Raw genomic sequence first — 24,369 nt, 5'->3', positions numbered from 1 at the left:
TGGATCAGGCGCGCCCGGCAAGATACCCCAAAGTCACCGCCGCCAGCAGCCCGTTGCCCGATAGATAACCGCTGTCGCCGGTACCTGAAACGCCGCAGGCCGCGCCGCCCACGGCATGAAGGTTGTCAAAACTTCCACCCGCCGCGCGGCGCACCCGGGCCGTTGCGGGATCGACCTCTAGCCCGCCTTGGGTATGGAACAGCGCGCCGGTGACCTTCACAGCGTGATAGGGTGGGCGCAGTGGCGGGGTCTGCCCGCTCCAGCGTCTGCCAAAGGCGTCCGTGCCCTCGTTGGGTATATCGCCAAGGGTATTGGCCAGCGCATCTGCGGGCAGGTCAGCCGCCTTGGCAAGCTCTGCAATGCTTTCACCGGCTAGCATCGCGCCTTGCTTTTCTGCGTTCTTGAAATCCTCGAACTGCCGCGCCACGGCGGCGATGCGACTGTCGAACACCACCCAGGCGGTGCCGCCCGGCTGTGCCAGTACGGCGCGGGCTGCCTCGGAATAGCCCTGCGCCTCGTTCCAGAACCGTTTGCCCTGGCAATTCACCTGCACGCCGCCTTCGGTGATGGTGGCCCAGGTGATCAGGATGCCATGCGGATGCGCGACATTACCGTGCCCCTGATAGGCGCCCAGATGGGCGGTCGCTGCGCCCAGAGCCTGCCCCCAGGTCACGGCCTCGCCGCGGTTGCCGTCATGGCCGAACCAGACCGCATTGTCGATTTCGGCCATATGGGTGGAGACCATGGTGCGATTGCCACCAAAGCCGTTGCAGGCGAGGATCAGCCGCGCGCAGCCGATGGTTTCTCTACTGTCATCGGGCAGCTGCAACTGGGCGCCAAAGATGCGGTTTTCTTTCGAATAGAGTCTGATTGCGCGGCGATTGCAGATCAGCGGCACATCCAGCGCTTCGATCCGGGCGCGCAGGGCGTCGATCAGTTCCTGCCCGGAACGGGTCGGCAGCCCGTGCATGCGGCGGCGGCTGTGGCCGGGGTAGTCAAAGTCGGTGACCAGTGAAAACGGCAACCCGTGATCGTGGGCCAGCCACTCGATTACCGGCGCCGCCGTGCTGGCCATGCTGGCGACCAGATCGGGATCGTTTTCATCATGGGCCTTGGCCTGAATGTCCTGCGCAAACCGCTCTGCGCTATCCTGGATGCCTGCCTCGGTCTGAAACTGCGTGCCCGCAGCGGGGATCAGACCGGCGCTGAGCGCGGTGGACCCCGATGGTACGGCGTCGGCCTCGACCAGCAGAACTTCCTGTCCTGCCTCATGGGCGGCCAGGGCGGCCACCATCCCCGCAGCGCCCGCCCCGACGATCAGGGTTTCGACCGTCAGGTCAAAGGATGCGGGCGGTTCAGCGACATCAGGACTTGCCATCGAACCGCTTTCCAAGGGCCAGCATTTCAGGTGTTCCAATGGCCGCGTTCAGCCCATCGAAATCGTGCATCCGGTCGGAAAATGGCTTATTAGAGCCTGATTCTTTCAGGCTGGCATAGTAATTTTGCGCGGTCATCGCCAGGGCGCGGACGATACCACCGGGGAAGATCACGATGTCGAAGCCCATGTCCTGAAGGGTCGTGGCCGAGGAAATCGGCGTGGCTCCGCCTTCGACCATATTCGCGAGCAGCGGCACCTTGCCTTTGAAGGTCGCCGCGATTTTTGCCAGCTCGTCACTGTCGCGCGGGGCCTCGATAAACAGCACGTCGGCGCCTGCCTCGATGTAGCTACCGGCCCGGTCGATGGCGGCATCAAATCCTTCGACGGCGATGGCATCGGTGCGGGCAATGATCAGCGTGTCCTGACGGCGGGCATCGGCCATGGCGGCGATCTTGCCCGACATCTCGGTCTTGGAGATCAGCGATTTGTCGGACAGGTGGCCGCATCTTTTGGGATAGCTCTGGTCTTCGACCTGAAGGGCGGCAGCACCTGCACGTTCATAGCTTTGCATGGTGCGCCGTGCATTGAGCGCGTTGCCAAAGCCGGTGTCGGCATCCATGATCACCGGCAGGTCGGTGCGATCCGCGATCAACGCCATGGTATCTGCCATCTCCGAGGCGGTGGTGAGACCGATATCGGGGCGGCCAAGGCGGGTGTAGGCCACCGCGGCCCCCGACAGGTATAGGGCCTCGAACCCGGCATCGGTGGCCAGCGCGGCCGTCAGGCCATCGTAGACACCGGGGGCCAGCAGGATTTCGGGCGAGGTCAGGCGCTTGCGCAGGCTCATGACGTGCCTCCCAGCAGTGTCACTGCCTCGGCGCAGGTCATGATCTCCGTCACCGAGCCGAGAGATTTCAGAGTGGCCTCGTGCACGTCGTCCTTGAAGGCCGCGCAGCCATCCGACAGCAGGATGGTGTGAATGTCGCGCAGGTGGGCATCGCGGACGGTGCTGGCAACGCCGCCATTGGTGACGATACCGCCGATGATCAGCGTGTCGATCTTCATCGCCCGCAGGATATATTCAAGACGGGTCTGATACAGCGCCGAATAGGCCACCTTTTCCACCGTGAAATCGGCCGGAGCCAGAGTATCGACAAGGCTGTGCCCAAAGCTGCCCGGTTCAAAATCGCCCTTGGTCAGAAAGGGGCGCAGCTTTTTCAGGTGTGGCGAGATCAGCGGCTCCCCACCACGACCCGGCACCAGCGTGAACTGGGCGGAGATATAACTACCCCCGGCCTTGGTCAGGGCGGTTTTCACCGGCGCGATCCGGTCCGGAAGGGCCTTGATGCTGTCGGCGCCCTGACCCGCACGGCCATAGGCACCCTCGGGGTGCAAAAAGTCGTTTTGCAGGTCAATTGTCAGCAGGGCAGTGGAGGAGGGGGTCATGCGCTGGCCCTTTCGATCAGTGTATTGCCGTAGGCGTCGACTTTGCCGACGAGCCCGGGTTCGATCAAGACGGTGGTGTCGGGTTGCTCCAGAATGGCCGGACCCGCGATTTCGGCGCCTACGGGCAGGGCCAGCCGGTCATAGAGGCTGGTTTTGTGCCAGGTGCCGTCGAAATGCACCTGCCGCGTGCCCCGGAAGGCCTGCTCGGTACTGCCGGCCTTGGGGGCCAGCGTTGCCAGATCGAACCGCGGACGGCGGCCGGTGATGGCCGAGCGCAGGTTGATCACCCGTCGGGTGCCGTTTTCCAGAAGTCGACCGTAGGTGGCGCGATAAGCCGCATCAAAGGCATCGGCGATCTGCGCCTCGGTCGGCGGTGTCACGACGCCATTTTCAACGGTGACCGGCAGGGTGACGGGCACCGTGTGGGTTTGCCCGAGATAGGCCATATCAAGGGTGAATTCGGTGTCGCGCCGCTCGAAATGGGTGCGCGCCGCGTCCAGTGTGGCCAGCCCGCTGTCGACGTGGCTTTGCATGAACCCGGTCAGGCTTTGCAGGTCGATACCGGCCAGGACCGAATTGATGGTCTGCACGAAATCCTGCCGCATATCGGCGATCACGCAGCCCATCGCCGAGGTCACGCCGGGATAGCGCGGCACGATGGCGCGGGCGAGGCCGACCTCGGCCAGCATGGCGCCAGAATGCAGCGCGCCGCCACCACCAAAAGGCATGAATGCAAAACGTTCGGGATCAAAGCCGCGCTCGATAGAGACCAGCCTGAGCGCTCCGGCCATACGGCTATTGGCAACGCGCAGGATCGCCTCGGCGGCTTGCAGCGCGTCCATGCCCAGCGGACGCCCGACGTGTTCCAGGATCGCGGCCTTGGCGGCCTCGACATCCAGCCGGTCCAGCTTACCGCCGATGGGGTTGTCGGGATCGATGCGGCCCAGAACGACATTGGCATCGGTCACGGTGGGGCGGGTGTTGCCCTGACCATAGGCCACTGGGCCGGGAGTGGAGCCGGCGCTTTCCGGTCCGATGTTCAGCAGGCCACCCTTGTCGACCCAGGCAATCGAGCCGCCGCCCGCGCCGATAGTGGTGATTTCGATCATCGGGGAGCGGACCACCATGCCGAAATCGATTGAGGTTTGCGGCGACAGCATGGATGCGCCCTTGGCGATCAGGCTGACATCAAAGGAGGTGCCGCCCATGTCGCCGGTGATGACATCTGGAAATCCGGCCGCTTCTGCAATGTATCCGGCTGCGATGACACCAGCCGCCGGGCCCGACAGAGCAGTGCGGACAGGCAGTTTTGCCGCCGTGTCCACATCCATCACGCCGCCATTGGACTGGACGATCATGAACTCCCCGGCGAACCCGCCGTCCTTCAGCGCGGTTTCGAGCCGCGCCAGATAACCCGAGACTTCGGGTTGCAGATAGGCATTGAGCGCGGTCGTGGAGAAACGTTCGAATTCCCGGATTTCCGGCAGGATCTCCGAAGATGCCGAGACATGCGCATTGGGCCACATCTCGCGCACGGCAGAAACGGCGGCGCGTTCGTTTTCGCCATTGGCATAGCTGTTGGCAAAGAGGATCGCGCAGGCAAGGCACCCTTCGTCGATCAGTTGCTGGGCGGCGGCGCGCACCGCGTCCAGATCCACCGGCGTGCGCACGGTGCCATCGGCCAGTGTGCGCTCCGGCACCTCCAGCCGCAGGGCGCGGTCCACCACCGGAGTGAAGTTCCCCCGCAGACCCCAGGTGCGCGGGCGATCGCGGCGGCGCATCTCCAGAACGTCACGTAGGCCCATTGTGGTGATCACCCCGATCCGGGCGCCCTTTCGCTCCAGCAGCGCATTGGTGCCTGCGGTGGTTCCGTGCACCACCACCGAGACGGTCGAAAGATCATAGACGCGGGAATTGATCCCGGACAGGAAGCCGCCGGATTGGTCCGGGCGCGTGGTGGGCACCTTGGCGACTTCGGCGGTGCCGGTGGCTTCGTCCAGAACGAAGATATCGGTGAAGGTGCCGCCGACATCGACGCCGATCATGCGGTTGCTGCTGGTCATTGGGTCACCTCTTTCCAGGCCGGGCCATAGGTTTCGGTCGCTGCGTCAGGGCTCATCAACCCGCCTGCCACATCGCGGGCGACATCGGCTGCCGGACGCTGTGACGCCGGGCCGTAGCCGCCGCCACCGGGCGTGTCGAGCCGTACCGACTGGCCACGCTCCAGCTTGATCCCAACCATTTTCGAGGCCATCGGCGGGTGGTGCCAGCCATCTGCCTGCTCGTAGGAAAAGACATTGAGCGCAGCATCGCCGCCGCCAGCCGCGCCCTTGGGCGCAAAGCGGCCACGTTCGCCGAACAGGAAGGCGGTGGCGCTTTCCTCCAGTACTTCAATTTCATAGGTCGCGCCCATGCCGCCCCGATGCATGCCGGGGCCTGCGCTGTCTGGGCGCAGGGCCCATTGCTTGAACATCACCGGATAGGCGGCCTCAAGGATTTCCATCGGCGGGATTGTCGCGGTCGAAATTGGCGCATTGCCGTGGTTCAGCCCGTCGCCTTCGATGGACCCGCCATGGCCGCCGCCGTAAAAGCTGAACATGACCCAGGGCTGACCATTGGCGCGTTTGCCGGAAATCGACAGGGCGTTGATGGTGCCATAGGCATTGGCGACGACGCGATCCGGCGCCGCCTGTGAGGCCGCGGCAAAGATCACGTCAACCATGCGCAGGATCGTTTCGGTGTAGCCGCCGACCGGCGCCGGGAAGGGCGCAGACAGCAGCGATCCATCGGGGATCTTCACATCGATCGGGCGCATTACGCCAGAGTTCGCAGGCAGGGACGGGAAGATATGCTTGATCGCCACATAGGCGGTTGCGACCGCCGTCGGCAGTGCAATGTTCACCGGGCCTGCGCAGCGGTCTGCCGTTCCTGTGAAATCCAGCGTCATCCGGTCATCATTGATCTCCAGCGCGACTTTGATTGCCAGCGGCGTATCGGTGATGCCATCATTGTCGAGGAAATCCTCGGCCTCCCAGCGGCCGTCGGGCAGTTCCGTCAGCTCCGAACGCATCAGCGCTTCGGCACGGTCCTGCAAGGCATCAAGGGCCGCGCGCACGGTTTCGGCGCCATATTCGGCCAGCAATTCATCAAGACGTTTCACGCCCAGATCCAGCGCTCCCAGCTGACCGTTCAGATCGCCCTGCGCCGACTGCGGCAGACGGGTGTTGCGCATCAGGATGTCGGTGATGTCGGTTTGGATCTTGCCTGCCTTGGCCAGCCGGACCGGCGGCAGGACAAAGGCCTCCTGAAAGGCATCGGTGGCAGCGGGGTTGTAGTTGCCCGGCACAGCGCCGCCCACATCGTGCCAATGTCCGACCGAGGCGAGATAGCAGAACAGTTTGCCATCGTGGAAATAGGGCCGCACCAGCCGCATGTCGCTGAGGTGGGTGCCGCCCAGATGCGCATCGTTGAAAATATAGATGTCGCCGTCTTCTAGGTCGCCGTTTTCGGCGGCCTTTTCGATGACGGCCTTCACCGCAAAGGACATCACCCCGACAAAGATTGGCAGGCCGGATTTGCCCTGTACCAGAGTGTCGCCCGACACCGCGTGATAGAGGCCGTGCGATGCGTCATGGGCCTCGGCGATGATTGGGTTGAAGGCGGCGCGAAACAGAGTGGCGTCCATTTCATCCGCGATTTGCTCCATCCGTCCGGCCAGAACGGCCAGCGTGATCGGGTCTATCTCTTTGGTCATGGGTTTGCCTTTGTTTCAGCGATATCGTTCCAGACGTCCTGCCGGGTGAGACGCCCGTCCACCACTTCGAAGCGGTCGATGAACCGGATGCCGCTGAAGGGGGTGCCATCCGGCCATTCGCCCGACAGGGTGCCGCGGCAATAGACAACGGCGGCGTCCTGCGGCGATTGCAGCGCTTCGAAGCCCTCGTATGTCTTGGTGACGAAATTGTATCGGGGCTTTGCCCATTCGATCAGCTCTTCCAGCGTCGTCATCGGGGCGGTGCCGGGGAACGTCATGGAGAAGCCGGGAGCCAGCAGCGCCCGGGCCGTGTCTATCTCGCGCGCTTCCATCGCGGTCAGGTAGTTGCGCACCAGAGATACCGGATCGGGCAGGGCGGGGGCGGGGCTGCGATGCGCGCCGCCGCGCATGTAACCCGCAGGATCCAGCTCATGAATCATAACGGTGACGGCCTCGGGCGGGGCGGGCACGACGATTCGCACCGCGTTGGTCAGCGCCGCGCACAGTCGCGTTTTCTCGTCTGCGCTATATCCCTGCATCACGTGGAGTTCGATGACGGGCATGAAGTCTCCTTTTCTAAATTGGTATCTTTTGTAATACAAATTATTTGCTACGCATAGGTCAAATATTTTGAACATTTGTGAATAGATTTGTTGCTTTTGAAAAAACCATCGCTAGGCTTGAGAGGCAGTGAAAGGAGAAATATGGGACAGAATCTGGCATCTTCCGCAAGCAAAGGTCTGCCTGAAGGGGGCAAGGCGCAGCGTGTCTTTCTGCATCTGCATCAAGAGATTACCCGTGGTGTTTACGCGCCGGGGAGCGTGCTGCCGGGTGAGCAGAAGCTGGCCGCGACTCTGGGCGTGTCCCGTGTCACTGTGCGTCGGGCGCTAGATGTGCTGGAGAAGGACGGGCTGGTTGAACGCCGTGTCGGATCCGGCACAACGGTCTGCGCGCAGAAGTCCAGTCCTTCGATGGCGGCGGACTTCAGTACCCTGATGCCGCAGTTGGTCGAAATGGGGCAGAACACCACCGCACGGCTGCTCTCCTTCAGCTATGGCGCCGCGCCCGGCGGCGTTGCCGAGGCGTTGGGCCTTGGGGCGCAGGTGCGGGTTCAGACAGCGGTACGCCTGCGTCTGGTTGAAAATGAACCTTTCTCCCATCTGACCACATGGGTGCCGGAAGAAATCGCGCAGAATTACACAGAGGCTGAACTGGCCACGACGCCACTGTTCCGCCTTCTGGAGCGCTCGGGCGTCAAAGTCGATTCCGCCCATCAGACGGTCAGCGCGACGCTGGCCTCTCCGGAAGTTGCCGAAACGCTAGGTGTTCGGATTGGTGCGCCGCTCTTGTCCCTCGATCGGGTTGTGCGCGACGAGGAAGGCCGCGGGGTCGAATACCTTGCCGCGCTCTACCGGCCTGACATGTTCCGGCTTGAGATGTCGCTGAACCACGTCGGCGTGGGCGAAACCCGCCACTGGGAGCCGGTGATCAATCCGGCCCGCAAAGAGGCAGCCGAATGACTACCCCGCAGACCCTGTTCGATAAGCTCTGGGCTGCGCATGAGATCATGCGACGCGACGATGGCATGTCCCTCCTGTGGGTGGACCGGCATCTGGTGCACGAAGGCTCGCACCACGCCTTTGCCAAGCTGGCGCAGCGGGGCCTGAAAGTGGCCGAACCCGATCTGACCTTTGCGGTGGTCGATCACTATGCGCCAACACGACCGGGTGCTGTCGCGCCCGATATCCGCCGGATGATCGACACTCTGGGCCAGAATGCACGGGCACAGGGCATCCGGCTGTTCGATCTGCACGATCCGGGGCAGGGCATTGTGCATGTGCTTGGCCCCGAGCAGGGGCTGACGCTGCCTGGACTACTGATCAACTGCGGGGATAGCCATACCTCCACTCACGGGGCGCTTGGGGCTTTGGCCTTTGGCGTCGGGGCGACCGAGGTCGCCCATATTCTGGCAACCCAAACGATCTGGCAGCGTCGGCCCAAGACCATGCGGATTTCGGTCAATGGCGCCCTTGGCGCTGGTGTCACGGCCAAGGATCTTGCGCTGCACTGGATCGCCGAACTGGGCGCGGATGGCGCCAGGGGTCACGCAATCGAATACGCGGGCAGCGCGGTTGAGGCGTTGAGCATCGAAGGTCGCCTGACCCTGTGCAATCTCAGCATCGAGGGTGGCGCCCGGCTGGGTCTGATCGCGCCGGATCAGATCACTTTCGACTATCTGAAAGGGCGCAATTTCGCCCCGAAGGCTGCCGCCTGGGAGGCTGCTCTGGCGGATTGGCAAAAGCTCTACAGCGATGCGGAGGCCATCTTCGATCAGGAGGTTGCAATCGAAGCCGCAGAGATCGCCCCGACGGTGACCTGGGGCACCTCTCCGGAAGAGGCGCTGCCGATCACTGGCCGTGTGCCGCGCCCGGCAGACCTGCCCGGAGGAAAGCAGAATCAGGCGCGTGCAACGCTCGATTACATGGGCCTTGAAGCAGGGATGCCGCTTGAGGACATCGCGGTTGATCAGGTGTTCATCGGCTCCTGCACCAATGGCCGGATCGAGGATCTGCGCCTCGCGGCCAAGGTTCTGGCGGGACGCCAGGCCAAGGTGCCCGGTCTGGTGTCGCCGGGGTCCGCCGTTGTCAAGAAACAGGCCGAGGCTGAAGGGCTGGCGCAGATCTTTACCGATGCGGGCCTGGAATGGGCCGATGCTGGCTGTTCCATGTGTGTGGGCATGAATGGCGATCTGGTCGAGGCCGGCAAACGCTGCGCCTCCTCCACCAACCGGAATTTCCGCGGGCGGCAAGGACGCGGCGCGCGGACCCATCTGATGAGTCCCGCCATGGTCGCCGCCGCCGCCGTTACCGGACATCTTGCCGATGTGCGCCCGCTGCTGGAGGGCCGGTCATGAGCGGATGGAGCAAGATCGAAGGCCGGGCGGTGGCGCTGGCGCAGGAGAATGTGGACACGGATCAGCTGATCCCGGCGCGGTTCATGTCGGCGCCGCGCAGCGAGGGGTATGGCCAATTTCTGCTGCACGATGCGCGTCAGGATGACAACGTGCATGTGCTGAACCTGCATCCCGGCGCCTCGGTGCTCGTGACGCGGCGCAATTTCGGCAGCGGCTCCAGCCGCGAGGCTGCCGTTTATGCGCTGGTGGATTTCGGGATCAAGGCGGTCTTCGCCCCCAGTTTTGGCGACATCTTTGCTGGCAACGCCGTCAACAACGGCCTGCTGCCCGCCCGCCTGCCAGAAGAACAGATCGAGGCGCTGATCAGCGCCATCGGCAGCAATGATGTGGCGGCCACCGTCGATCTGGCTGCTGGCCGTGCCAGCATCGCCGGGCAGGAGGTCTCTTTCGAGATTGACCCCGTCTGGCAGCAAAAACTGGTCAACGGTTGGGACGACATCGACCTGACCGCTCAGCACCAAGAACGGATTTCAACGTTTCGGGCGGCCCGTGCTTCTCAGCACCCATGGGCCTGGCCCGCGACGTAAGACGGCAACGGGCCCTGCTGGGGGCCGAGGCCACAACCAAAGGGGCGTCACAAGGCACCCCATCACCAGGGAGAAAGACAAAATGAAGCACAGTATGATTGGTGCAGTCCTTGTCACCACGGCGATGACCTCGGCTGCCTTTGCCGAAGACACGCTGACCGCCGTACACGCCTTTCCGGAATCGCTGATCTACACCAAATCCTTCCTTGAGTTCGTCGACAAGGTGAACGCGGCGGGTGAAGGTGTCGTCAATATCGAGGTCCGTGGCGGCCCCGAGGCCATCGGCATGTTCCAGCAGCCGGACGCCGTGCGTTCGGGCGTTGTGGACATGGTCTACACACCGGGCAGCTTCTACGCCGGCGCCCTGCCGGAAAAAGACGCGCTTGTGACCTCAAACCTGACGGCGGTGGAAACCCGCGCCAATGGCGGTCTGGAACTGATTGACCAGATCCACCAGGAAAAGATGGGCGTCAAATACCTCGGCTGGTTTGACTCGGGAGTCTGCTACAACCTGTGGACCCGCAATGAGCCGAAGCTGGACGCGGACGGCAACCTTGATGTGTCCGGTCTGAAACTGCGCGGCAACGCGGTCTACAACGCATTCTTCACCGAATATCTGGGCGCGCAGGTGATGGACCTGCCCACCACCGAAGTCTATTCGGCGCTGGAGCGCGGCGTAGTGGATGCGACCGGTTGGACCCAGATCGGCTTGATCGACCTGAAGTGGAACGAATTCCTGAACTACCGGATCGAACCCTGCTTCTTCTCGACCGACCTTGGCACCATCGTGAATCTCGACAAGTGGAACAGCCTGTCCGAGGAATCGCGCAAGATCCTGCAGGATGTCGCAATCGCCCACGAGGCGGAAAGCGCCGCCAAACTGGGTGCCCTGCGCGACGCGGATTTCGCGGCCCTTGAAGAGGCCGGCATGAAAGTCGTGACCTTGGAAGGTGACGCCGCCGACGCCTATCTGGCGGCCGCCACGCAGAAAACCTGGGACCGCATGAAGGGCCTGATGGCCGACAGCCCCCAGGGAGACGGCAACTACGACAAGCTGATCGAGCTGTTCTACGACAAGTAAACAGCCACGGGGCGGCACGCCGGATCGCGGGTCCGGCGTGCCGTCTGCCTTTGGAAAGGATGAGAAATGGCAATGGTCGGAAAGCTCTATCAAGGCTTCCTATATGCGATGGCGGGCATCGCGGGGTTCATGCTGGTCTGGCTGATGATTTCGGTCACCCTGTCCGTGGTGATGCGCAATGCTGGGCTTCAGCCCTTTGCCTGGCTTTTCACCTCATCCGAATACGCCATTTTGTACATGACCATGATGGGCGCCCCCTGGTTGGTGCGTGAAAAGGGTCATGTGCATATCGAATTGATCACCGCTGCATTGCCCGCTGAGGTGCGCCGGGTGGTCAGCCGTCTGGTGGCCGCGCTTTGTGTTCTGGTGTCGGTGATCCTGGCCTGGAAGGGCGCAGAGCTGTTTCTGGGCAATATCGCGCGCAATGATCTGGACGTGCGCGCCTACTACTTTCCGAAATGGATCCTGACGATCGCCTTTCCGGTCAGCTTTGGACTGATGGCGATTGAATTTTCCCGTTTCGTATTTGGCAGCGACCTGATGCATTCGGGCGAAGCGGGGATACACGAATAATGGAATGGTTTGAATCACTGGCCCTGCTGCTGGGCTCGATCCTGGTTCTGATGGCCATCGGCATGCCGGTCGCTCTTGCCTTTCTGGCGGCCAATATCGTCGGGGCCTGGTTTTTCATGGGCGGGGCCAAGGGGATCACGCTGCTGCTCAACAACGGGTTTGGCGGGCTGACGAACTATGCGCTGGTGCCGATCCCGCTGTTCCTGCTGATGGGAGAGGTCTTCTTTCACACTGGCCTTGGGGCACGGATGTTCAATGCCATCGACCGGCTTCTGGGTAAGCTGCCCGGGCGGTTGTCTTATGTGACTGTGCTGGGCGGGACAGCGTTTTCAACGCTGTCCGGATCCTCCATGGGCTCGACCGCGCTGCTGGGCAGCCTAATGGTGCCCGAGATGACCAGCCGCGGATACAAGAAGCACATGTCGATCGGGCCAATCCTGGGCACCGGTGGTCTGGCGATCATCATTCCGCCCTCTGCTTTGGCGGTGCTGCTGGCGACGCTCGCCCGCATTGACGTCGGCGCGCTGCTGATCGCGGGAATCCTGCCGGGGCTGGTGCTGGCCAGCCTTTATATCGGTGTCATCTACCTGCAGACCCGCATCGACCCGACAGCTGCCCCTGCCTATGAGGTTGAGACGCTCACCTTTGGCGAAAAGGCGCGGCTGCTGTTCGGAGACGTCTTGCCCATGCTGTCGGTCATGGTTCTGATCGTCATCGGCATGGTTGGTGGGCTGATCACCCCGTCCGAGGCCGCCGCCTTTGGCGCGCTTGGGGTCCTGATCCTTGCCATTCTGTTTCGCTGTCTCAGCTGGGAGGCGATGAAGAAGTCCGTCGTCGGCGCGCTGCGAGTGACGCTGATGGCCTATCTGATCGTGTTCGGCTCAGCCACTTTCAGCCAGCTGCTGGCCTTTTCCGGTGCCTCCAGCGGGCTGATCCGCTGGGCGACCTCCTTTGATCTGGCGCCGGTTGCGATGCTGTTGGTGATGTTCTGTGTGCTGCTGCTGCTGGGCATGTTCATGGAGCAGATCTCGATGATGCTGCTGACTGTGCCGATCTTCTTTCCGTTGGCGGCCTCGCTGGGGTTCGATCCGATATGGTTCGGTTTGATCATCCTGCTGGCGCTGGAGATCAGCTTCACCACGCCGCCCTTCGGGCTGTTGCTCTTCGTGATGAAAGGGGTGGCGCCCAAGGATACCACGATGCGCGATATCTACATGTCGGCCTTTCCATATATGGCCTGTTCGATGCTGCTGGTCGCCTTGTTGATCCTGTTTCCCCAGCTGGCGCTGTGGCTGCCGGGGTTGTGACTGCTTTGCCAAAGCGCGGCAAGCCATGGGGCAAATTGCTGTGAGCATCGCATCGTGGAAATGAAAACGCTGCCAGCATGTGTTGCTGGCAGCGTTCTTCGTTTTCATTGCTACGCCCGGAGCGGTGAGGTCAGAGCGCGAACCAGTCGGCCTCTGCCGCATCGGTGCCAAGGACCTTGATCACAAAGTCTGCATTTCCATCACCGTCCACATCGCCGACGATGCGCTGGAAATCGCCACGATCCGCCGCGCGAAGTTCCCCTGCGGTGCCGCTGAAGTGAGCACTGCCGATAAAGGTAAAGGCGTCGTCCTCTTCAGTGGAGCTGTCAGCGTCGATCCGGTCCAGTCGGATGATATCGAGATCGTTGCTCGCGAAATCGGCGATAGTGTCGGTCCCTCTCGGACCCGAAAGCCGGAAAAAGAAATCGTCGGCTCCGTCGCCACCGGTCAAAAGGTCGGCGCCTCGGCCGCCCCGCAGGATGTCATCGCCCGCGCCACCGTCCATGGTATCGTCACCAGCGCCGCCGTTCAGTTTGTCGGACCCGCGACCACCAAACAGCTTGTCGTTGCCGCCACCGCGGACCAGCACATCGTCGCCAAACCCACCCCGCACAACGTCATTGCCCGCGCCACCTTCGAGGCTGTCATCGCCAAGGTTGCCTTTCAGCGTGTCGTTGCCTTCGCCGCCGTCAATCAGATCGTCGCCTTCGTGGCCAAGGATCAGATCATCACCGCCCCAGGAGGCGATGTAGTCGGCGTAGGAACTACCCTCGATGACGTCGTCAGTTGCCTCTGGCGCAGCGATTTCCGTGGTGCCGACGTATTCGTGCAGCACGTAGATGGCTTCGCGGGCGTCTTCCACCGACTGCGCCCAGTCGTTGATGCCGGCGGCCGAGCCTTCGGCCATTTCATAGCTCTCGCCATCGGCAGAGAGTGTCATGTACTCGTCCACCCAGTCCTTGCCGGTGCCAACGTCATTGACGCCGTCGCCGTTGCGGTCCTTGCCCCAGATCACGTCCAGCAGGGTACGCTGCACTGCCTCAAGGTCGGAGGGATCTCCGTCCATGTCCTGGTACCACTGGACCCAGGCATCTCCATAGGTTGCGATGCGGTCATAATCGAAGGTTTCCGCGCTGCCATCGGTAAAGCCGAAATAGTCGATTGTCTGGGTGTCGCCGGAACCGGTGACTTCGTTCACCCCCATGAAGGTATGCGCGGTGAGCGTCGCGTCCATGCTGACCGGGTGGAACTTGGAGAAGACGCCGGCCAGCAGCCCGGTGGGGTTCCAGCCCGCGTTCATCAGGTCGATCAGCGATTGCGGAATGTTCCCGGCGACATTCGCCTGAACCTCGGTCCAGCTTGTTGCGCCGCCTGCGGTCATGATCAGCTTGTAAAGCGCGAGGTTCTCGCGTGGGGAATCGATCAGGACACCGTCCACCATGATGCGGCCCGACGCATCAGTCGTGATCTCGGTTCCGGCGTTGATCTTGCCAAGCGCCTCTTCCAGAGCGGATTCGACTACCTGATCGGGCGAACGCATAATGTTTGCCCGCTCCATCTCGATTTCCTGGATGTAATCCAGCTGGTCAGCTGGGACTTCGTATTCGCCTTCTCCGCCTTCGACGAGGTGGATCGGAAAGGTCTCGTCGGTTTCAGGATTATAGCCGATCGGCACGATCTGGCCGTTCTCATCCAGCACCGGTTCACCGTTGCCGCCGCCATCATTTGGGTCAAGATCCCGGGTCAGCACCCAAAGATCACCATATAGGTCGCCTTGAGCGGCGCCGCCGGAGGTTGAAACTGAATCTGCCATAACCGTCTCCATCGTTAAGCACGCCCTGGTGCTGTCGCATTTAACGTTGGCCAGTGTATGCAAGCGCAGTCGCTACACTTTGATCGATATCATCTTTGAGTGGAAATTCTGTCGGCACAGTCCATAGCCTGATTCGCTGACGGCATTTGCACCAGCTTTTCTTACCAGCGCTGCGCCGATGGCAGCGGCTGGCAATTGCTGGGCTGGTGCGATTGGGCTGGAGGTCAACCCAGTTTACGCCATTCCTGTTGCGCGTCCATGCCTTCCCCCGGGGCAGCGGCGGCCCGTCCAGCGGCCTCTCCGGTCGCAAAGGCGGTGCCCATCACCCGAATAGAGGCATAGGCCATCGGATCGGCGCCGATGGTGCGCCCGGCGAAATAGAGGTTATCCACGCCCTTGGCGCGCAAGGCGTCCAGCGGGATGGAGGCACACCCGGTTCCGCCTACGGGGGTATAAATCGGTTGCCCGGGGACCGTGTGATCCTCCATTGGCCAAGCCGCCTTGGCCACCTCGTCGTCGCGCTGGCGCCCGGTGGCAATATCTTCTCCGGTCAGTTCATAACGGGCTGCTGGGTGGCGGCTTTCCCGGATGCCGATCTGCGGGCCGGTCTGCACCAGATAGGCGTTTTCAAACCCAGGCACATCAGAACGCAGCAGCGCGACATAGTCGTGTGCCGCTTCGCGCGCGGCGCGTTCGGCCGTGCTGAAACTGGCGGAACTCAGATCTGGCATCGGGTGGTCGAACATCATCCACCACATCTCACCGGTGTTGGGTACTTCGGTGTAGATGCCGCCGTCATCGCGGGCAGAGGGCCAGCGTCCATTGCGCCTGTAGCGGGCAAAGGCTGCCTTGATGGCCTCGCGGTCTATTGGCTGTGACCGGTCACGCCCTGCGATCCGAATGGGCGCTGAGATTGCCTGCAGGTTGCCGTTGGTATCCCCGGTGCGGCAGGGAATACCGGCGACCAATGACAGGTTGGCATCTCCGGTGGCATCCACAAATGCCTCGGCCACCACCCGGGTGCGCCCGTCCATACCGGCCAATGTCACCGCTTCGATACGATCCGACGTGCGTGTCACAGCAGCCACGCGGGTATGGAGCAACACGTCAACGCCCTGCGCCGCCAGCACCCGGTCCAGTGCCAGTTTGACCGCTTCTGGTTCCAGAAGGATGATCCAGTTGAGCGTCGTCGGCGATTGAAACGGTGCGCAATCCAGCCCGAGGTTGCGCAGCTCATCCAGGACCAGATCGGCTACCCCTCCTACGACTTTGATGGGCTCAGGCCCCTGCTGATAAAAACCGCAGTAGGCCAGCACCTGTGCGTTGGTCGCGGCGCCGCCAAGGAAACCGTATTTTTCGACCAGTAGGACCCGCGCCCCGGACTGGGCCGCGCCAAGTGCGGCACCAACCCCCCCTGCGCCGCCCCCTGCGACGACGACATCATAGTCGCTTTCGGGTTTTGCCATCATGTCCGCCACCCCAGCAGGCGCCGTTCGATAAACCCGATCACTGCGCTGGTGATGACGCCCAGAAGCGACAGGATCACCACGCCAGCGAACAGCCGTTCCAGATCATAAAGCGAGCCCGCTTCAAGGATATAGGCCCCGATACCATATTCCGCGCCCAGCATTTCTGCAGCGACCAGAAGGATGATGGCGATGGCAAGGCTGATGCGAAGACCGGACAGGATCCCCGGCATGGCGCCCGGCAGAACGATCTTGCGCACGATGGACCACCACGACAGGCCAAAGCTTTGCCCCATGCGGATCAGCGTGCGGTCGACGTTGTCGACCGCGCTGTAGGTAGCGACCACCGTAGGGGTGAAGGTACCAAAGGCGATCAGCGCATATTTCGATCCTTCGCCAATCCCGAACCAGATCACGAAAAGCGGCAACAGCGCGATTTTCGGAATGGGGAATATGGCCGCAACCAGCGGCACCAGCCCGGAGCGGATGTAGGAAAACAGGCCGATAAGCACCCCGATACAGATACCAAGAAGCGCACCGATGGCAGCGCCGACCGCCAGACGGGTCAGCGACGGGCCGAGGTGTTTGAACAGCATGCCGCTGTCATACAGCTCCCGGAAGGTATCCAGCACGTCCGAGGGGCGCGGCAGGGTCAGGGCGGAAATCCAACCCGTGCGGGTGCCCCATTCCGCCAGCAGGATCAGGGCGACAAAAACGGCCACGCCGACCCAGCGACGTGAGTGCGGCGCAAAACCACCGCCCCGGAATGCGACGGGTTTTTCTTGTGTCATGTCAGACATGGATCAGCTCCGCATCTGCAGCCCGCGCCTCTTCGCGCATCAGCTGCCACAGGTGTTTCTGGTGGGCATCAAGATCGGCATCGCCAAAGGCGCGCTCGGACAGGGGTTTATCGATCTCGACGATCTCCCGGATCTGGCCGGGGCGACGCGACAAGACCACGACCTTGTGGCCAAGGCGGACCGCTTCGGCCAGGTTGTGCGTCACGTAGACGGCGGTGAACGGCTGGCGCATCCAGAGATCAACCAGATCGTCCATCAGCAATTCACGGGTCTGGCTGTCGAGCGCAGAAAGAGGTTCATCCATCAGCATCACGGCGGGCTTCACCGCAAGGGCACGTGCGATTGCGACGCGTTGCTTCATGCCGCCCGACAGTTGCTTGGGCAGGGCCTGGGCGAAATCGCTTAGCTTGGTGCGGGCCAGCACATCGTCGATAATCCGCTTTGCCTCGGCGCCCTTGATGCCGTGGTCCTCCAGCACCAGCGAGATATTCCCCGAGACGCTGCGCCACGGCAGCAGGGCGAAATCCTGAAAGATATAGGTGAGCGGGTTTAGGCACCCCTCGGGCGGTGTGCCCAGTTGCAGAACCTGGCCCTTACTGGGGCGCTCAAGCCCGCCGATAAAGCGCAAGAGGGTGGATTTACCGCATCCCGACGGTCCCACGATGCAAACGATCTGCCCGTCCGCGATGTCGAGAGAGATATCCCGCATCACTTCGAAATCGTTATAGGAATGGCTGATGCCGTCCAGACGGATGTCCATGCGCTGTCCTTTGACTACAGGAGAAGGACGGGCGCCCCGCAAAAAGCAAGGCGCCCGGAAGAACGTACAAGGCGTGGTTTAGGCGCCCAGCGTTTTGACGTAGGAATCGTCAACCAGCGTGTCGAGCGTGATATCGCCATCGACAAGACCCTCGGACTGGAACCAGCTCAGCTGGTCTTGAACGCTGGCGATATTCAGCGCCGCACCCTGGCTCAGCCGCATGGTGCCATTGATGATCGAGGGGGCCGCCTTTTCGCGGGGACGGTCCGTGTAGACGTATTTGTGGATCAGATCGACCATCTCGTCCTGATCTGCGGTGCCATCGATCATGGCTGCGGCATAATCATCGACCCCGCGCGAGAAGCCCTGAAGGAAGCTTTCTGTCAGTCCGCGTTCGTTGGCCGCATTATTGGCCGAAGTGAAGACGGTGGTCACCTGATAGTCGGGAATGTAGTCCGACACGTTGCCCACCATGTGCCAGGCACCGGCGGCCGCCAGCGGTTTGGCGATATGGGGCACGATGGACCAGCCATCGACCTGGCCCGATTTCATCGCGCCGATGATCGCGCCGACCTTTTGCAGCGGCGTAAAGCTGAGATTGATGCCTTCGGCAGCGGCCATTTTGGCGCCCATGTAGTGGAAGGACGAACCCGCCTGCGTGACGGCGTATTTCTTGCCGTCCAGGTCCTTCAGCGTCTTGATACCGGCCTGATAAGAGGCATCCGAGATCAGGTACTTCTGTCCGTCGATGCCGTCCTCTTCGGTCAGGGCGCCGCCGATCACCTTGATCGCTCTCTTGTCCGCGAGGCTGATCAGCCCGCCGGAAATGGCGGTTACGGCATAATCCACATCGCCCGATGCGATGGCCACGGCCATCGGCTGCGCGGCCTGGAAGAACTCCAGTTCCACATCCAGCCCGGCATCCGCGAAATAGCCGCGCTCCTGCGCGATAAAGCTGGCAGAATGCGAGGTGAAGCGCAGCGCGCCCACCTTGATTTTCTTGTTCTGGGCCAGCGCAGGGGCGGCAAGCCCCGTCGCGGCCACGGTTCCGCCCATCAGGGCCAATGCCTTACGGCGATTGAGTTTTATCATGATCTTCCTCCCTTATAGATCAGTGTTACGCCTTCAGATCTGCTCCGATCTCTTCCTTCAGCAGGGCCAAAGCCGTGGTTTCGTCTCTGTCCAGAACCGCATCAAGCAGCGCTTTTTGCCGGGCCTTGCGAGCGGCCCAGTTCAGCTTGCCTTCGCGCAGCAGCGCCAGCCTAAAGCGGCGGCTCTGGTCGAAGAACTTGCGCTGCAAATCGATCAGGCGTGGGCTGTCGCAGGCCGCGATCAATGCCGAGGCAAATGCGCGGCAGGCATCATCCCATTCCAGCGCCGTCAGATCGTCCGGGGTCGTGGCTACGGCGGCCTCGGCCTTTTGCAGGGCATGATGGGCGGCAACGACCTGCCCCTCCCAGGCGACATCTCCCAGTGCGATCGCGCGCGACAGGGCGATGCTTTCGATTTCCTGCCGGACAAGTTGAATGTCGCGCAGGTCGTCCTCGGTCGCCGAGGTGACGCGAAACCCGCGCTGCGCGGCGCCTTCGACCAGACCTTCAGAGGACAGGATGCGCAGGGTTTCCCGCATGGAATGATTGGAGCCACCGTAGCGGCTGCGCAGCTCATTCAGCTTCAGCTTCTGATCCGGCAGCAGGGTGCCGAACGCGATGTCCTTCCGTAGCGAGGACGCCAGCAGTTCGACGATGGTGCTGTCTTCATTTTTCTTGCCAGAGAAGATCATTTCATTCCATATACGCAAAAATGTTGGATATTTTTAAAAGTGCCTCACATTACTGTCAACCGTCAACTTTCGGAGCGCCGCATTATGGACATCTCAGGGACGACCAAGCTGCTGCCGATTATCGGTGCCCCCGTCGCGGGCGTGGTGTCGCCGCCGGGTATGAACGACTGGTTTCGCACCCGCGGTATCGACTGCCGGATGCTGCCCCTGGACGTTCCGGCCCCCGTGCTGACAGAGTTCTGGACGCTGCTGCGCGCCTCCGAGACGTTTCTGGGCTGCTCGATCACCTATCCGCACAAACAGGCGGCCTTTCAGGAAGCGGACCGGGTGACGGACCGGGCCGGGCGCATCAGGGCCGTGAATACCCTGCGCCGTGAGGGCGATGCGCTTGTTGGCGACATGACGGATGGGCTGGCCCTTATGGAGGCGCTGCGGGTTCCTGGGGTGCCGGTTGCTGGTCGGTCGGCGCATATCATGGGGGCAGGCGGCGGCGCCGGTCGGGCCATTGCCGATGCGCTGTGCGAAACGGGCGTTAGCGACGTTGTTCTCAGCGACACGGATGAGGGGCGGCTGGCGGAAACGGCAGCCATCCTGCGCGCGCATTGGCCCAAGGTCCGCATTTGGGAGGAAGATCGCGCCGCAGACATTCTGATTGACGCAACTCCGACCGGGAAAGACCAGACTGCTGGGCCGCTGTTCCCGGCTGAGCGGATCAGGGAGTGCATGGCCGTGTGCGATATCGCCGGGCTACAGGGCGAAAGCAAATTTCTGCGACTGGCCGCTGAGCTGGGCAAGCAGATTGTGGACGCCGCAGCCTTGGGGCGGGGGCAAATTTCAGTTCAGACGTCTTTTGTTTTCAAGGATGCCTGAGCCGACGCTGCCCTTCTCCCGTTTTTGATCTAGGTCGACACCGAAGACTAGGTGATCGTCTTGTCTGCCTTGAGCGAGGCCGCGGCGACCAGGCGGGCGTTTTCAAGGTCGTTACCTTCGGCGCGGGCCACGGCTTCGCTATGCGGGAGACCGTGGTGGATCCATCTATCGATCAGACGTTGGCGCAAAGTGGAAAGGTCGACGTTCAGAGAAATCGAGAAGTCCCAGAAGCGGCGCAGCTCCCGCCATCCGGGGGCATCAAACAGCAGGTAATTGCCCTCGACGATGACGGTGTCGCATGTCTCGGGAAGTAGGCCCGCGCCTGCAATGGCGATGTCGCGGTCCCGATCGAAAACCGGGAAGATCACCGACGGTGCATCGGGCAGGGCGCCGATAAGGCGCAGCAATCCTTCCACGTCGAAGGTCTCCGGCGCGCCCTTTCTGTCCAGAAGACCGTGCTGGGTTAGAATGGCGTTGTCGAGATGGAAGCCATCCATTGGCACGACCTGGGTCTGGCACCCGGCGTCGTTCAGCTTGTCCGCAAGGACTGCCGCCAGCGTGGATTTGCCAGAGGCTGGCGGTCCGGCCAGAGCGACAAGTTTGCGTTGTCCGGAGCGCGGCGCTGTCAGAATGGGATCCAGCAGCCTTTCGGCGATCGCTTCAGGCTCGTTCATGCCGCGTCCTGGGCAGGTGGCTCCTTGGCGCCGGTCATGAAGGCCACGGCATCGGACATGGTATAGTCCTTGGGATCGATGGTGCAGAGCCGTTTGCCCAGCCGGTGGATATGGATCCGGTCGGCGACTTCGAACACATGCGGCATGTTGTGGCTGATCAGGATGATCGGGATGCCGCGCGCCTTTACGTCCTGAATGAGTTCCAGCACCTTGCGGCTTTCCTTGACCCCCAGGGCCGCCGTCGGCTCATCCATGATGATGAACTTGGTGGCAAAGGCGGCCGCTCGGGCGACGGCGACACCCTGTCGCTGACCACCTGACAGCGTTTCGACCGGCTGCTTGATCGACTGCACCGTCATCAGGCCAAGTTCGGTCAGTTTTTCCCGCGCGAATTTCTCCATCGCCGGTTTGTCCAGCATCCGTAGGTATTTGCCCAGAAATCCGGGTTTGCGGATTTCGCGTCCGGTGAACATGTTGTCGGCAATCGACAGGGCGGGGGAAAGAGCGAGGGTTTGATAGACGATTTCGATGCCCATGTCGCGGGCCTCGATGGGGGAAGAGAAGCTGACCGGTTTGCCTTCGATCAGGATTTCCCCCTCATCCGGGATGGTGGCGCCGCAGATCGCCTTGACGATTGAGGATTTGCCCGCACCATTGTCGCCGATCACGGCCAAGATTTCCCCGGGGCGCAGTTCGAAATCCGAATGGTTGATGGCGGTGACGTGCCCGTAGCGTTTCACGATACCTTTAGCCTGAACGACTGGTGTCATGCCGAAACCCTCCTGATCCATTGGTCGATGGCGACCGCGATGATGATAAGCCAGCCGATGGCGAAGACCTGCCAGAGCACATCGACCCCGGCCATGCGCAGCCCCGACTGGAAAACGCCGACGATCAGCGCCCCGAAGAGCGCCCCAAGGATCGATCCGCGCCCGCCAAACAGCGAGATGCCACCGATTACCACGGCGGTGATGGACTGCAGGTTGCCTTCGTAAAAGGATTGCGGCGAGATCGAGCCGACCCGTCCGATCGAAGCCCAGCCCGCAATGGCGCAGACCAGACCGGCGAGCATGTAGACCGAGACCAGCGTGCGCTCGGTGCGGATGCCGGACATTTCCGCTGCCTCCATATCGTCGCCTATGGCATAGACGTGGCGCCCCCAGGCGGTCTTGTTCAGCATGTACCAGAGCGCAACAAAGATCACGACCATCAGGATCACGCCAAAGGTGATGCGGGCGCCGCCAATATTGAAGGCATTGCCGAAGAACTTCAGGAAAGGCGCTTGATCGTCGATGTCCTGGCTGCGGATCGACTGAGCTCCGGAGAGCCAGAGATTGAGCGCAAAGAAGATCGACCAGGTGCCGAGCGTGGTGATGAAGGGGGGCAGTTTGACCTTGGTGATCAGCAGCCCGTTCATGGCTCCCGCCGCCATACCCCCAGCGAACCCCAGCAGGATCGCAAAGGGGCTGGGCACGCCCAAGTTGACCGCTAGATTGCCCATGATGACCGACATCAGCACCATGATCGCCGCGACCGACAGATCGATGCCCGCGGTCAGGATGATCAGTGACTGCGCTGCTGCGAGCATGCCGATGATCGACACCTGCTGCAGGATCAGGCTGAGGTTGAAGGCGGAAAAGAACCGCCCTCCGGCGATCAGCCCGAAGGCCAGCAGGCTGATGACCAGCACGATGACCGGCACGAAGGTTGGGTTGTTGTGCAGGATGTGCTGCACCCGGCTCAGCAGCGTTGTGTTGCGAACTTCGAACTGGGCGACGCGTGTATCACTTCCCTCCAGAACCTGTTCGTAGTGTTGGCCTTTTGAGCCCATTCCGGATGTCTCTGACATGACGACCTCCCCGGCCTGAAGCCTATGCTACGGCCTCTGATACGGTCAAAGGTTTCGTTTGATGGCATTTGGCCGGGGCATTTGCTGCCCCGGTCCTGTGGTGTTTGCTGGATTTAGCCCCAGCACTTCTTCAGGCCGTCGGCCGAGCTGAGCGACGGGATACCGTCGACCGGCGCATCTGTGATCAGTTCAACGCCGGTGTTGAAGAAATCCAGCCCTTCGGTGTTCGCCGGTTTGGTGCCGTTCTCGGCCCAGGCCTTGATCGCGTCGATACCGAGCGAGGCCATTCGCAGTGGGAACTGCATGGAGGTTGCGCCGATCACGCCCTCGCCGACATTCTGCACGCCGGGGCAGCCGCCATCAACGGAGACGACCAGCACGTCATCTTCACGGCCCACCGATCTGAGCGCCTCATACGCGCCGGCAGCGGCAGGTTCGTTGATCGTGTAGACCACGTTGATGCCCGGGTCGATCTGCAGAAGGTTCTCCATCGCCGTGCGGCCACCTTCTTCGTTGCCGTTGGTTACGTCGTGGCCAACGATGCGCGGGTCATCCTCATCGCCGATATCGGTGGGGTCCTTGATGTCGATGCCAAAGCCCTGCAGGAACCCGCCGTCGCGCAAGTAGTCCACCGAGATTTCCGAGGCGTTCAGGTCCAGGAGGGCGATCTTGGCGTTTGCAGCCTCGTCACCCAGCTTTGCCGCGGCCCACTGGCCAATCAGCACCCCGGCCTTGAAGTTGTCGGTGGCAAAGGTCGCATCGGCCACATTGGCAGGTTCGAACGGCGTGTCCAGTGCGATCACCAGCGCACCAGCGTCACGGGCCTGGGTGATGACGGGCGTCAGGGCGCGGCTGTCCGTCGGGGTGATCAGGATGCCTTTGGCCCCCGATGCAATGCAGGTCTCAACCGCTGCGACCTGGCTTTCCACGTCGCCGTCAATCTTGCCCGCATAGGTGGACAGATTGATGCCGTTTGCTTCGGCTGCGGCGGTCGCGCCTTCCTTCATCTTCACGAAGAAGGGGTTGGTGTCGGTCTTGGTGATCAGACAGGCGTTGATCTCTGCATGCGCCGCGCCAGCCACCGAGGCCAGGGCGAGCGCGGAAATGGTCATGAGTTTTTTCACGTGGTCCTCCCGAAATTATTGTTCTCAATCCGGCTGGCTCCTCTCCAACCGGACCCGCCTAGAGCGATCTGGGCAGGTCGTGAGCCCTAAAAAGCCTGATTCCTCATAGGGTGTCAATTTGTTTGTTAACTTTACTAACTAATCCCCACGGAGTATCTTTCCTGAAGAAAGGCGGCAAACTATGTTCGTC

At 62.0% G+C, this 24,369-nt stretch carries 23 protein-coding genes; 7 read left to right on the top strand and 16 right to left on the bottom strand.

Features of this window, described 5'->3' with window-relative positions; all coding sequences use genetic code 11:
* Nucleotides 1–4 precede the first annotated feature (4 nt).
* From SM766_RS10465 to SM766_RS10440, 6 genes are read right to left on the bottom strand one after another with little or no spacing between them, the layout of a single operon-like run.
* Nucleotides 5–1,378: an FAD-dependent oxidoreductase gene (locus SM766_RS10465; RefSeq protein ID WP_368947738.1), complete on the bottom strand. Its 1,374-nt coding sequence runs from the start codon at nt 1,376–1,378 to the stop codon at nt 5–7.
* Entirely contained in the window at nt 1,365–2,225 is an 861-nt protein-coding gene (locus SM766_RS10460) for an isocitrate lyase/PEP mutase family protein (RefSeq protein WP_274830598.1), read from the bottom strand. The genes SM766_RS10465 and SM766_RS10460 overlap by 14 nt, the downstream gene beginning before the upstream one ends.
* Entirely contained in the window at nt 2,222–2,824 is a 603-nt protein-coding gene (locus SM766_RS10455) for a cysteine hydrolase family protein (RefSeq protein WP_274835330.1), read from the bottom strand. The genes SM766_RS10460 and SM766_RS10455 overlap by 4 nt, the downstream gene beginning before the upstream one ends.
* Complete coding sequence (locus SM766_RS10450; RefSeq protein WP_368947737.1) at nt 2,821–4,887, bottom strand: hydantoinase/oxoprolinase family protein; 2,067 nt, start codon at nt 4,885–4,887, stop codon at nt 2,821–2,823. Before SM766_RS10450 ends, SM766_RS10455 begins: the two co-directional genes overlap by 4 nt.
* Nucleotides 4,884–6,578, bottom strand: coding sequence for a hydantoinase B/oxoprolinase family protein (locus tag SM766_RS10445; RefSeq protein WP_274831516.1), 1,695 nt, complete (start codon nt 6,576–6,578; stop codon nt 4,884–4,886). The genes SM766_RS10450 and SM766_RS10445 overlap by 4 nt, the downstream gene beginning before the upstream one ends.
* Complete coding sequence (locus SM766_RS10440; protein WP_065272362.1) at nt 6,575–7,141, bottom strand: nuclear transport factor 2 family protein; 567 nt, start codon at nt 7,139–7,141, stop codon at nt 6,575–6,577. Before SM766_RS10440 ends, SM766_RS10445 begins: the two co-directional genes overlap by 4 nt.
* 141 nt (nt 7,142–7,282) lie before the next feature.
* Here SM766_RS10440 and SM766_RS10435 point away from each other — a divergent pair, with 141 nt between their 5' ends.
* From SM766_RS10435 to SM766_RS10410, 6 genes are all read left to right on the top strand, one after another.
* Nucleotides 7,283–8,098: a GntR family transcriptional regulator gene (locus tag SM766_RS10435; RefSeq protein WP_065272363.1), complete on the top strand. Its 816-nt coding sequence runs from the start codon at nt 7,283–7,285 to the stop codon at nt 8,096–8,098.
* Complete coding sequence (gene leuC / locus SM766_RS10430) at nt 8,095–9,492, top strand: 3-isopropylmalate dehydratase large subunit (protein ID WP_368947736.1); 1,398 nt, start codon at nt 8,095–8,097, stop codon at nt 9,490–9,492. Before SM766_RS10435 ends, leuC begins: the two co-directional genes overlap by 4 nt.
* Nucleotides 9,489–10,079, top strand: coding sequence for a 3-isopropylmalate dehydratase small subunit (gene leuD, locus SM766_RS10425; RefSeq protein ID WP_368947735.1), 591 nt, complete (start codon nt 9,489–9,491; stop codon nt 10,077–10,079). The genes leuC and leuD overlap by 4 nt, the downstream gene beginning before the upstream one ends.
* 82 nt (nt 10,080–10,161) lie before the next feature.
* Nucleotides 10,162–11,160, top strand: coding sequence for a TRAP transporter substrate-binding protein DctP (gene dctP / locus SM766_RS10420; RefSeq protein ID WP_368947734.1), 999 nt, complete (start codon nt 10,162–10,164; stop codon nt 11,158–11,160).
* 66 nt (nt 11,161–11,226) lie between these two features.
* Nucleotides 11,227–11,733, top strand: a complete 507-nt coding sequence (locus SM766_RS10415; RefSeq protein WP_065272367.1) for a TRAP transporter small permease — start codon at nt 11,227–11,229, stop codon at nt 11,731–11,733.
* Nucleotides 11,733–13,040 (top strand): TRAP transporter large permease, encoded by a 1,308-nt coding sequence (locus SM766_RS10410; protein ID WP_274838020.1) that lies wholly within the window; start codon nt 11,733–11,735, stop codon nt 13,038–13,040. Before SM766_RS10415 ends, SM766_RS10410 begins: the two co-directional genes overlap by 1 nt.
* A gap of 130 nt (nt 13,041–13,170) precedes the next feature.
* Here SM766_RS10410 and SM766_RS10405 read toward each other — a convergent pair whose 3' ends face one another.
* From SM766_RS10405 to SM766_RS10380, 6 genes are all read right to left on the bottom strand, one after another.
* Nucleotides 13,171–14,853: a calcium-binding protein gene (locus SM766_RS10405; RefSeq protein ID WP_368947733.1), complete on the bottom strand. Its 1,683-nt coding sequence runs from the start codon at nt 14,851–14,853 to the stop codon at nt 13,171–13,173.
* Between the two features lie 224 nt (nt 14,854–15,077).
* Nucleotides 15,078–16,322 carry an FAD-dependent oxidoreductase gene (locus SM766_RS10400; RefSeq protein ID WP_368947732.1) on the bottom strand — a complete coding sequence of 415 codons (1,245 nt, stop codon included), beginning with the start codon at nt 16,320–16,322 and terminating at the stop codon, nt 15,078–15,080.
* Nucleotides 16,319–17,119 (bottom strand): ABC transporter permease, encoded by an 801-nt coding sequence (locus tag SM766_RS10395; protein ID WP_274831510.1) that lies wholly within the window; start codon nt 17,117–17,119, stop codon nt 16,319–16,321. The genes SM766_RS10400 and SM766_RS10395 overlap by 4 nt, the downstream gene beginning before the upstream one ends.
* Nucleotides 17,112–17,879 (bottom strand): ABC transporter ATP-binding protein, encoded by a 768-nt coding sequence (locus SM766_RS10390; RefSeq protein ID WP_274830611.1) that lies wholly within the window; start codon nt 17,877–17,879, stop codon nt 17,112–17,114. Before SM766_RS10390 ends, SM766_RS10395 begins: the two co-directional genes overlap by 8 nt.
* A 78-nt stretch (nt 17,880–17,957) precedes the next feature.
* On the bottom strand, nt 17,958–18,971 hold the full coding sequence (locus SM766_RS10385; protein WP_368947731.1) for an ABC transporter substrate-binding protein: 1,014 nt from the start codon (nt 18,969–18,971) through the stop codon (nt 17,958–17,960).
* A 25-nt stretch (nt 18,972–18,996) separates the two neighbouring features.
* Entirely contained in the window at nt 18,997–19,662 is a 666-nt protein-coding gene (locus SM766_RS10380) for a GntR family transcriptional regulator (RefSeq protein ID WP_368947730.1), read from the bottom strand.
* An 84-nt stretch (nt 19,663–19,746) separates the two neighbouring features.
* Here SM766_RS10380 and SM766_RS10375 point away from each other — a divergent pair, with 84 nt between their 5' ends.
* Nucleotides 19,747–20,532 (top strand): shikimate dehydrogenase family protein, encoded by a 786-nt coding sequence (locus SM766_RS10375; RefSeq protein ID WP_368947729.1) that lies wholly within the window; start codon nt 19,747–19,749, stop codon nt 20,530–20,532.
* Nucleotides 20,533–20,579: 47 nt separating this feature from the next.
* Here SM766_RS10375 and SM766_RS10370 read toward each other — a convergent pair whose 3' ends face one another.
* The 4 genes from SM766_RS10370 to SM766_RS10355 form a co-directional block, all read right to left on the bottom strand.
* Nucleotides 20,580–21,206: a nucleoside/nucleotide kinase family protein gene (locus SM766_RS10370; RefSeq protein WP_368947728.1), complete on the bottom strand. Its 627-nt coding sequence runs from the start codon at nt 21,204–21,206 to the stop codon at nt 20,580–20,582.
* Nucleotides 21,203–21,997 carry an ATP-binding cassette domain-containing protein gene (locus tag SM766_RS10365; protein ID WP_065272377.1) on the bottom strand — a complete coding sequence of 265 codons (795 nt, stop codon included), beginning with the start codon at nt 21,995–21,997 and terminating at the stop codon, nt 21,203–21,205. The genes SM766_RS10370 and SM766_RS10365 overlap by 4 nt, the downstream gene beginning before the upstream one ends.
* Nucleotides 21,973–23,055, bottom strand: coding sequence for an ABC transporter permease (locus SM766_RS10360; protein ID WP_274867663.1), 1,083 nt, complete (start codon nt 23,053–23,055; stop codon nt 21,973–21,975). The genes SM766_RS10365 and SM766_RS10360 overlap by 25 nt, the downstream gene beginning before the upstream one ends.
* Before the next feature lie 113 nt (nt 23,056–23,168).
* Nucleotides 23,169–24,179, bottom strand: coding sequence for a sugar ABC transporter substrate-binding protein (locus tag SM766_RS10355; RefSeq protein ID WP_217593298.1), 1,011 nt, complete (start codon nt 24,177–24,179; stop codon nt 23,169–23,171).
* Nucleotides 24,180–24,369: the final 190 nt, after the last annotated feature.

The sequence above is a fragment of the Pseudophaeobacter sp. A-200-2 genome (genome assembly GCF_041008815.1).
In the GTDB taxonomy this organism is placed as follows: Bacteria; Pseudomonadota; Alphaproteobacteria; order Rhodobacterales; family Rhodobacteraceae; genus Phycobacter; species Phycobacter gallaeciensis_A.
This window is presented reverse-complemented; position numbering and strand designations above follow the sequence as displayed.